This is a genomic window from Pseudomonas sp. SJZ080 (assembly GCF_007828295.1).
In the GTDB taxonomy this organism is placed as follows: Bacteria; Pseudomonadota; Gammaproteobacteria; order Pseudomonadales; family Pseudomonadaceae; genus Aquipseudomonas; species Aquipseudomonas migulae_A.
Map to the genome: position 1 here is coordinate 1 of NZ_VIUK01000018.1, position 9,600 is coordinate 9,600.

The following is a 9,600-nucleotide window of genomic DNA, read 5'->3' on the forward strand; positions in this document are numbered from 1 at the left end:
TTTGAATTCTTCGGGATAACGCTGGTTGCTCATGGCACCTCCTAATGGGCCTCATTTTAAGGCTTGGAGGTGTCTACGAAACTAGGGGCGATTCACGTTGAAGTAGTCATCGCTGAACTGAGGAAAATATTGAGATGAGCCTCGAATCTATCAAATCACTTGTTGACGAACTGACGGCTCTTCACATCAGTCGAGGCGTTCAGCCTAGCGATCTCATCGACAACGTGTTTGAAGACGCATATGTCGATTCAGCGACCCGTAAGACGTTGGGGGGCATGGTGTTTGAGATTACGTTTCTGGAAAACGACGAAGACGAGCGTCCTGTCAAAGTGATGATGCGGTACACCTACGACAGTAATCGTTACCTTGTTCTCATAGAGCAGAAGGTGGCAGCCAAGAGATATGCCACTCAGTGGGATCGTGGGGTTTCAGTCCGGCAGCGAGTTGAGAAACTTGAGACCATGTTGGTAGCCAAGCTTCCACGGGACAAGGTTGCTGACATACTTTCCACCATCCCAGATGACTTTGTGGCCATGTTCCCTCGGCTGAAGCTCGTCGCTTAATCTTTGTAGGGGCCTGCCCACCAAAGCCTGCAGAGCGTTAAATCTACTTGCGCATGTGGTCTCCCGCACCATCCGGGAGATCACCGCGGGCGACGATCAGCCAAACGTCCCTTGACCTAAGGGATCTGGTAACACAGATACCAGTTTTCTCTGCCTTGCCACGCTCCCTAGACCATGCCGACCGGCGTTGCGATGAGCTCGCGTATTCAGGCTGATTCACAGGCGTCTCCGGTCTAGGATGACGATACGGCCTTTGGCAAGATGCCGTGCCATAAACTGAGGACTGGTGCTTTGGCCCTACACAAAAAAAAGGATCGTAGGTGCGGAGTATGGCCTCTTCGAAGAGATAGAGCTGATCCACCAGCTTCACTGCGGGCGACAACGCCTGTACCACTACTTGAATAACTCCGAATGTTTAACGACGTAACCTACAGGTTTCTTCTGTTTTTCGATTACACCTTCGTCAACGAGACGTTGAAGCCATACTTTAACTTGACCGCTTGTTACATTTAAGGCTGCGGCGATATCAGCGTCTTTAGTCGGCGTCTTTAGTAGTTTTTTAATCAGGTCTCTAACAGTCGCAAAAAGTAAGTCCGCGTGATTCAGTTCCACTTCGGGGGCTGGCATTACTGCTTCAGCAATTACGTTAAGTTTAGGCTCCACTGCGCTTCTGTCAGTTCTTGAACTTTCAGGTGTCAAGGGCTCATGCGACACCTCAAGCGATGTGCGCGGCTCCGTCGTCGCCCGAGGATTCGGCGCATTTTCAATTTCATCAGAGGACGACAATGAGAGTCCTGGCTGCTGAGGCACCTCAGAAATAGAAACCTTGATAGCGAATATTTGGTTAAGAGATTCGGCATCCCGAGGGTTCGGCCAGAGTGTCGCCCCCCGACCACCCAGAGCATCAAGGCCGGCCGAGGGGGCACCCGTCGACCGAATAAATACAGGCACATATTGCAGCTTATCCAGTTGCTCCACAGCACCAGCCCACGTCCCGCCTTTATTAAGGTCCGTGTTAACTACCAAGGATGCATCGGCAAGCGCATAAATGAGTTTATTACGCTGCATAGCATGACCGACGTTGAACCCAGCATTAGGATCATATGCAGAAACGAGAACTAAATTACCATCACGCAGGGAGTTTCTTTCCTCGCGGCTCATAGCCGTTCGCTCTAAGTTTTCCGCGAGAACACCAATAACCTTGCCACCCGACTGCAATGCACCCCGCATAGCAGCCAGATCAACCCCCTTGGCCCCTCCTGAGATAAGCGTTCTGTTGGCACTAGCTGCTAGCCGGCCTATGAACATGGTGTAGTCGACCAATGCATCGTCAATTTTTCTCGACCCGACGACAGCGAGCCCACCAGTTTCAAGTAGAGAAATGTCACCACATCCGTAGAGTACTGCTGGTGCATCAGAACGAAGACGAGCTTTAAGGCGTCGCGGATACTCTGGGTCAGCACGACTGATGACCCAGATAGCCCGCGCCTGCCACCTCTCGACTACCTGGCTCAACAAGAAGCCCCGCCCTAACAAGCGTTGTAGTCGACTTTCATCAGCAACTGGCCGACATAGACGAAGAATCTCAGTGGACTCTGCAGTAAGAAGATCGGCAGGCTGCTTCTGGATTTGATGTAAATGACTAGCTAAACGCTTATATTCTGCCGGTGATAGTAAGTCTGGTGATTGCACACCACGCCCAACAATTAGCGGTGCAGTGAGCAGCAGTATCGCCTGCGTATTGGGTGAAAGAGACATCATTCATCGTGGCCAGTTAGTGAAAGGGCCATCGGCCAAACTTCATCGCAACCGGCGTCTCGTAACAGCCAGGCTGCGACAGTTAGAGTCCATCGAGAGTTGACGATGTCGTCAACCAAAAGCACCGGTCCCTTGGGAATTATCTGATCGATTTTAAGAGACCCATCAATGTTGCGGGCCTGCTGAGTAGAGTTTGCCATGGTTTTTTGCTCTGGCCTGTCTTCCGTCTTCGCGAGGACATTGTAAAACGGTAGACCTAACGCGCTGGCTAGTCTTTTCGCAAAATTGGGTACGATCTCTGGGTGCTTCAGAGACGGAATTGCAGCAACCCATTCTGGTGCAGGATTTGGCCCCCAGCTTTTAATCATTTCGACACATGCCTGAACGAGTTCATCGGAAAAATAGCCGTGAAGATATCTGTTATCTCGCACAATGCTGCCCCAGCCAGCGTCTCCCCATACACAAAGAGCTTTACCGGGACTCGCTTGACGATTGGCAGGAATCAGCCCCCTTACGCCATACAATGGCATCCCTCCGTCAGGCCACTTTTTGCGAGGCTCAATGTGGAGACTCGTACGCCGCAGGAAGGCGACCGCAGCTTTGACGAGGTCAGGATTCACCGCACTAGGCAGTGGGGGTAAAGCTGGCCTGTTGACCGTGCCAGGAACTCCATCCAACGCATCAATCAAAAACGCCATATGTTCGCCGAATGGTAACCTGACATAGTCCTTCATCTGTTGGTGTTCGTCCTGTCGCAGTGCGGTAAGCCGCTCCGCGCGATCCCAAAAACCTTGGTTCAGGCTTGCCGCTGTAAGTTGCCACTTAGCACCCTGCTTCGCGATAGGTGCTGGAGCTTCCAGTGAAAGCAACGCCACAGTTTTTTCGACCCGTCCCTTACTCAAATTGACTTCGCTGAGTATCTCCGGAACAGACAAGCCACCAGGTGCATTTTCAAGCGCTCCTAGAATTTCAGCGACCTCCTCTTGCGTTGGAAAAGCGCTACGAATAAACCAGTCGGTGATTTCAGTCTCCTCCTCTCCACTGAGCAGTACACCGTACGCAGCATTCAACGCACGCCCCGCACGACCAACTTGCTGGTAATAGGCGACCACAGAACCTGGCATTTGGTAATGGATCACAAACGCCAGATCGGGCTTGTCGTAACCCATACCTAATGCCTGGGTGGCGACAAGAGCCTTAACTTCGTTGTTAGACAGGGCTTGCTCAAATTCCTCCCGACGATCGCCAGTCTGCCCTGTATAGGCTTCGACGATAAAGCCGCGAGATTTCAACCATCCCGTCACTAGGAGGGCATCTCGCACGGTCAATGTGTAAATTATGCCGTGCCCATCCAATGCGGCCAATCGCTCAGCAAGCCATGCAAGACGCTCTTCCTGACGAGGAAGGCAGATTGTCTGTAACGCAAGCGATGCACGATTTAGGTCTCCACAGACAACCTCGATGTTGGGACCAAGCACCGCCTTTAAGTCTTCCATAACCCGATTGTTCGCGGTAGCGGTGGTAGCAAGCAAGCGAAGGTTGGGAGGCATAATTTTGACCATCCGCTCCAGCAATCGATAGTGTGGACGGAAGTCATGCCCCCAATCGGAGATGCAATGCGCCTCATCGATAACTAGGAGGGAGATTTGCGCAGCGATAAGCGCCAAGACCTGGGTACGGAAACGCTCATTAGCGAGGCGTTCGGGTGAAATCAGGAGGATATCAATGCTACCGCCAACAAGCTGGCGCTCAATTTTTGCCCAGTCTTCCGTGTTGTCTGAGTTAATCGTGGCCGCTCGGACTCCCATTCGCTCTGCCGCTACTACCTGATTTCGCATCAGAGCCAGCAATGGCGAGATCAATAACGCGGGTCCAGCACCAGCTTCTCTTAGCAGCCTCGTAGCAATGAAATATACGAAGCTCTTTCCCCAACCGGTTTTCTGAACGACTAACAAACGCCCCTTACCCTCAACAATGTGGCGTATAGCTTCTTCTTGGCCTTCCCGGAAGGTGGCATCGAGTCGCCCCGAACCTAAACGTAGGAGCTCCAGAGCACGCGCCGCATTATATTCCATGGTATTGCTCTCCTTTTACTGTCACTTGGGTAATTCCTGATCCATTGAGCAAGGTTCGAGATGCGTCATCTACGACACCCTACTGATTACTCATTTGGAACTGTTTACTCACAACGGTTGAATGCCTGGAACCCTCGCCGCCCCGCATACCCTACCAGAGCGTATCGGGCGAAGTAGGTCAACTTTTGAAGCGGCGTTTTTGCACAGGCGTACTTCGTCACGAATGCGATACTTCACCGTGACGAGTGCTTTCGACTGGAGTCACCTTTTGAACACTTTCTGCGCGTCACGAAGGGCCGAAATGAAACCAAAACCGGCGGTCACACGCGCAGAAAGTGGAAGGAGACAGAGATCTCAGTTGACGACCACGCTCTAGGGGCACTATCCGAGGTTTCCCTAAAACACCGGCGGCGGAAACGAAATTACCCTTGGGCGTAAAGAGACAGCAAATCATACCCATATAATCCTGCCGCCTCTCACCCAAAAGTGCGATTCGCACCCGCTCTTCAGCCAGACGGAAGGATGCAGTGACGGACGTCCCAGTAGATCTATGCTGCATGTCCATCTTGGTTTTACATCCTGGGGCAACAACAGCTCTATTGTCCTACCGCATCCACAGGGGCATTTGAAACCTACGCACCAATCCTCGGAGCCATCCCTGACAAGAACCAGCTCGCGAAACGGCATCTGCTTAGGGAGCACGTCCCCCTCGACAACCCGCAACCCTCGTGCGGGAAGCAGGCTATCGATCCAACGATAGAGACGTCTCTTGCTTGCGCGGAACATTAGAAGCCACCCGAAAGGTCAGCGATACCAAGAAGAGGCTCTGCCGCTCCCAGCGCAAGCCCAGAATCTGGAGTGTGCCGAAAGCCGCTCTCTGCGGTAAATTCCTGTTCCGCCTCCCTGAACTTGATCAAAGTACGCGCGTAATTGGCGTTTGATTCCTCCCGCATTGGGAATGCGCGAGCGAGGAACTCCATCACACAGGTTGATGCCGCCAACATGTTCAGCGAGATCACGGCGGGAGCTTCTTCGTGAAAGCCTTGGATGTATCCGTGCTGAAGCTGTTGTTGATATACCTCAGGGTTTGCAGCTCGCAGGCTTTCCGCGCGAAGCGACTCGCCGGTATAGACCTCACGATCGGCGAGCGAGGCGCCACCAGGTTTCACGTAGTCGATGCGGCCATAAACGCCGGCAATCGTCATGCCCACGGCCTCAACCTTCATGGTAGGAATCAACACGCCTACATCGAAGAGTGGGATGAGAAAACGGCTGGCTAGTCTATCGGCGATCATCCTGGCAAACCGCGTATCTACACAGCAGAACAGGATGTCTGCATCGGCGGCAGCCAATACTGCCTCACGCGTGCCCACCGACTTGGAAACTGGGTATGCGACCCCTTTACCCCGGACACGCTCGATGGCATCGGCGAACATCTCTACCTTAAAGGCTGAAGACTCGGCGTCAGCCGTCGTGCTGTTCAATATCCTGTTGAGATTTCGCGGCTCAACCCGATCGTGGTCGATCAGGATGATCTCGCCAAAGCCCAACCGTGTGACTTGCTCGGCAACAACAGAGCCAGTACCGGAAACCCCAATCACCGCCACGCTGAGCTTCGAGAGCGCCTGCGTCATCTCGCTTGTGAAAGCCAAGGGCACTCTGGACTTACCGTCGATGAGTGCACAGCCATCAATGCCGTTGAAGTACAAGCGGATGTCATCCCCTATCACCGAGACCAGTGCAATATCGGTAGGACACTGCGAAGCATCGTAGAGCCGGGCCGCAATGGTGCCATCAGGAATCATGATGGCAGAACCATGGATCACCTCTACACCAGCGAAAAGCGAGCGCATCGTTATACGATCGCTTTCGTCATCCAGCTCCGAAAAGCCCAAGAAGCCGCCTGGATGAGAGTGGATAAGCATAATCGACAACTGGGCTGCTTCACTCTCACTGATCGCCCGCTCAAGGTAGTCGCCAGGCCAACGCAAAAAGTCTCCCCTTCTCTCGCATACATCATACGGTACCGAGATCATGGATTTTGCGATCAGCTTGGTGCGTTTGCCTTCATAGCGAGTGCAAAGAACAATTGCCGCTGCTTCCAAACCGTCCCCCGGGAACAGATGCTCCCGGAGTGCGGTGTGCAGGGCTTCGGTCATGACGAACGTCGCCCCGGTTTTCATTGGCCAACCTCCTTGTGAAGGCAGCCTTCAACAAGTGCCATTTGGGAGATGACGTTGTCGGCTTGCGGGTTCCAGGGCGTGATGGTGCGGTGGCGAGACCATCCCTGAAAAACAACACCATCAATCTGTGCAGTCAGTTGCACATTCGGAGGTAGCACGCCTGACATCAGCGACACGTGCGGATAGATATAAAAGCTGTCCAACGGCTCCACTGGATAACCTGGCAAAACCTGCAGCGCGAGCTGAACATGTCGATGGCTGTACCCGGCTGGCAACTCAAAGTCATGGATCAACAAGTAGCGCAGGCCGTCCGTGCCAATGCAGGTTTCCCAACGCAGCCCCAACTGATTGAGGTAGGCCACGTCCAGCGGCAGCAAGTTGAAAACACGGCGGGGAGCTGCAGCAGCTTCACCGTTGCCGACATCTTTTGGAGTGAACCGCAGTTTCTCGATGCCTGGGGTACGAAGGTCGATGGTGTCGTCAATGGCCACGTCTTGCGAATTGTGGCCTTGGACGGTAAGGGTGATTTTCCAATGGAGCGAGAGATCGATCCCGGCACGTTGAGCCGCTTCACGAACAGTCACTTCATACTTGTCGAACTCAAGCGGCACACCCTGCACCTTGAGCTTCCAGGTAGCTTTACGGCTCACAAAGCGCTCGATGCCCTCATCGCCCAGATTGATTGTTTCCGTGTCTGCGAGTTCGCGATCCGGTTCGTCTTCGAGTTGCTGCAGGAGACGCATGTTCTCAGCAACCTGCGCCAACTTGCGGATGGTGCTCCCGTTGATGATCCGACATGGCCACTCGTAGCGCTGCCCATCAACAGCCAAGAAATACGTGCGATCAGACTCTGCGACGATGAAGCGACGGGACGTTTCAACCAAATTAACGATCTCGTCAGGGCGGATGTTTTCAAACACACCGGATGGCAGCGCCTGCAGAACTATTGCCATCTGATCTGGGCTAAAGCCACCAGCACGCGCAATCTGTGTGCCTATCGGGGTGCCGTCATTGATGAGCACCGGTTTGAATTCCAGATCCAAGCCTGCGATGAAAATGTGTTTCTGGTTTATTTCGTTCATAACAGTATCTCCACGCGCTCACTTGGAAACGCGATTAGGTGCCCTGACGGGCTTTTTAGGTATGTCAGAGCACCGAGCAGCCTTGACTGCCCGATGGCGCATGAAGATACTGAATCTGTGCTTGCATACTTCATGCACTTGCTGGGACGCAATTGCAGTTGCGTTTCCCAGCACCCCCCATTTCGTTAGAGCGTTACGTTTTTTCTTCGCTAGGCAACCCCCTTCCTTTTTCGCCGTTTAGTCTTTCGCCCATTAGTCGCGGTGTTACCTTCCAGCTCCCAAAAGGCCTAATCTCATTATTTGGCCGAGCCACGCTGCCATTCAGTTGTTAGTGAACGAGCTAGAACCAGGCAGTCGCCGCGGGCGGCTGTATCTGATGAGGTCCTGTAAAACGAACGGTTGAGTGTGTCTGTACCGAACGATGACTGAACTCTGCGCCTGAACTTAACACCCTGTCAAGAGGGTTTTAATTGTTCGGTACAGTGGTACACTGACTAAACGACTTAGGGAGGTAGGAACGTTGGCATCTAGCCTTGGAATGAAAATCGCCGCCCGGAGGCGAGAACTGGGTATATCTTTGGATCGCTTAGCGGAGCTGACCGAATCCAGCAAAAGTTACCTGTGGGAGCTTGAGAACCGGGACAAGCCAAACCCCTCACTGGACAAAGTGAACAAGATTGCGCTCGCACTGAACATCACGACGGAAATGCTGCTGGGAAGTTCTACTGAAAATCCCGAGGCGGAGACCGACAGCGCTTTTTTCAGGAAGTATCAGGCGCTTGAAGAAGCGGACAAAAAACGCCTTCGCAAGATTGTGGACGATTGGTGGGAGGACTGAAGATGCGCAAGAGCCCGAAGAGCGAGGCGAACAAAATCACCACTGTCCTTCGCACACTCGGGGTCGACCAATTTCCGGTCAAGGTACGAGACGTCGCGCTGGAGTACTCAAAGGCCGTATGCCCTCAGGAGCCCATAACCTCCATTAGGCCGGTACCGATTCCCAATTTCGAGGGAATGCTGAAGAAAAGTCCCAAGGGCGATCAATGGATCATCGGCGTCAACGAGGATGGTGCTTCCTCAGGGCGCATCAATTTTACGATTGCTCATGAGTTCGCTCACTACATCCTTCACCGTGACCTACAGCAAGACTTCCGGTGTGTGCAGAGGGATATGCACACTTGGGATGCACTCGGGAAGAAAATCGAAATGGAAGCCGATGTCTTTGCTTCGTATCTGCTGATGCCGGCCGACGATTTTCGAAACCAGATCGACGGCCATGAGCTTTCTATAGAGCTTCTCAGACATTGCGCAGACCGCTACGACGTATCTCTTACTGCCGCAGCATTAAAGTGGCGAGAGCTTGCGCCGGGGCGTGTGATTGTTTTCTCAGCGAAGGAGGGCTTTCTCGACTGGTCATCCTCCAATGAACGTGCTTTCAAATCCGGAGCGTATTTCGCTACAACGAAGCAAACCATTGAAGTGCCTGCATCCTCATTGCTTTCACACGCTACTCGTTTGGCCTCGGGGCAAGTCGCAAGAATTGACGCCAGGGTTTGGTTTCCGTCAGAGCCTGAGGGTCTAGAAATCGTGGAGCATGCTTTCGTGGTTAAAGGCGATGGGTTTGACTACACGCTCGGTATCTTGATTCTGCCGGATAATGATCGCACTGAAGTTGAGGACGAGGACCTTCTCTCCCCACTTACCGGTAATATGAGCTTTCGGTGACCCTGGCTCAGTTGTCCCAGCTATCGTTAACGGATTGACCGCTATTGGCCGATTCTGTTGAAAAAGTCGGTCTGCCCAAACTGCCTGATCATTGACTGGTGAAGATGCCTTTTTTGCACGCTGCTACGTGAAATCCGAGTCCGGAAGCCTCTGCCAAAAGTAAAGATTTCAATCTCGGACGCGTACTTTTCTGATGCGCAAACCATGGCCGACT

General features: G+C 53.0%; 8 protein-coding genes. 3 read left to right on the forward strand and 5 right to left on the reverse strand.

Annotated features, from left to right (window positions below; all coding sequences use genetic code 11):
* The first annotated feature begins 134 nt into the window (after positions 1-134).
* Positions 135-563 carry a hypothetical protein gene (locus tag FBY04_RS21460; RefSeq protein WP_145316750.1) on the forward strand — a complete coding sequence of 143 codons (429 nt, stop codon included), beginning with the start codon at positions 135-137 and terminating at the stop codon, positions 561-563.
* A 393-nt stretch (positions 564-956) separates the two neighbouring features.
* Here FBY04_RS21460 and FBY04_RS21465 read toward each other — a convergent pair whose 3' ends face one another.
* The 5 genes from FBY04_RS21465 to FBY04_RS21485 all read right to left on the reverse strand — a co-directional run bounded on the left by FBY04_RS21465 (position 957) and on the right by FBY04_RS21485 (position 7,661).
* Complete coding sequence (locus tag FBY04_RS21465; protein WP_145316752.1) at positions 957-2,321, reverse strand: DNA-processing protein DprA; 1,365 nt, start codon at positions 2,319-2,321, stop codon at positions 957-959.
* On the reverse strand, positions 2,321-4,396 hold the full coding sequence (locus tag FBY04_RS21470) for a RecQ family ATP-dependent DNA helicase (RefSeq protein WP_145316754.1): 2,076 nt from the start codon (positions 4,394-4,396) through the stop codon (positions 2,321-2,323). Before FBY04_RS21470 ends, FBY04_RS21465 begins: the two co-directional genes overlap by 1 nt.
* Before the next feature lie 450 nt (positions 4,397-4,846).
* On the reverse strand, positions 4,847-5,182 hold the full coding sequence (locus FBY04_RS32810; protein WP_145316756.1) for a DUF6527 family protein: 336 nt from the start codon (positions 5,180-5,182) through the stop codon (positions 4,847-4,849).
* Positions 5,182-6,579 carry a ThiF family adenylyltransferase gene (locus FBY04_RS21480; RefSeq protein ID WP_145316758.1) on the reverse strand — a complete coding sequence of 466 codons (1,398 nt, stop codon included), beginning with the start codon at positions 6,577-6,579 and terminating at the stop codon, positions 5,182-5,184. The genes FBY04_RS32810 and FBY04_RS21480 overlap by 1 nt, the downstream gene beginning before the upstream one ends.
* Positions 6,576-7,661: a multiubiquitin domain-containing protein gene (locus tag FBY04_RS21485; protein ID WP_145316760.1), complete on the reverse strand. Its 1,086-nt coding sequence runs from the start codon at positions 7,659-7,661 to the stop codon at positions 6,576-6,578. The genes FBY04_RS21480 and FBY04_RS21485 overlap by 4 nt, the downstream gene beginning before the upstream one ends.
* Positions 7,662-8,199: 538 nt before the next feature.
* Here FBY04_RS21485 and FBY04_RS21490 point away from each other — a divergent pair.
* Together FBY04_RS21490 and FBY04_RS21495 are read left to right on the forward strand one after the other, a co-directional pair.
* Entirely contained in the window at positions 8,200-8,499 is a 300-nt protein-coding gene (locus FBY04_RS21490; RefSeq protein ID WP_178118307.1) for a helix-turn-helix domain-containing protein, read from the forward strand.
* A gap of 2 nt (positions 8,500-8,501) precedes the next feature.
* Positions 8,502-9,386 (forward strand): ImmA/IrrE family metallo-endopeptidase, encoded by an 885-nt coding sequence (locus tag FBY04_RS21495; protein WP_145316764.1) that lies wholly within the window; start codon positions 8,502-8,504, stop codon positions 9,384-9,386.
* Positions 9,387-9,600 lie beyond the last annotated feature (214 nt).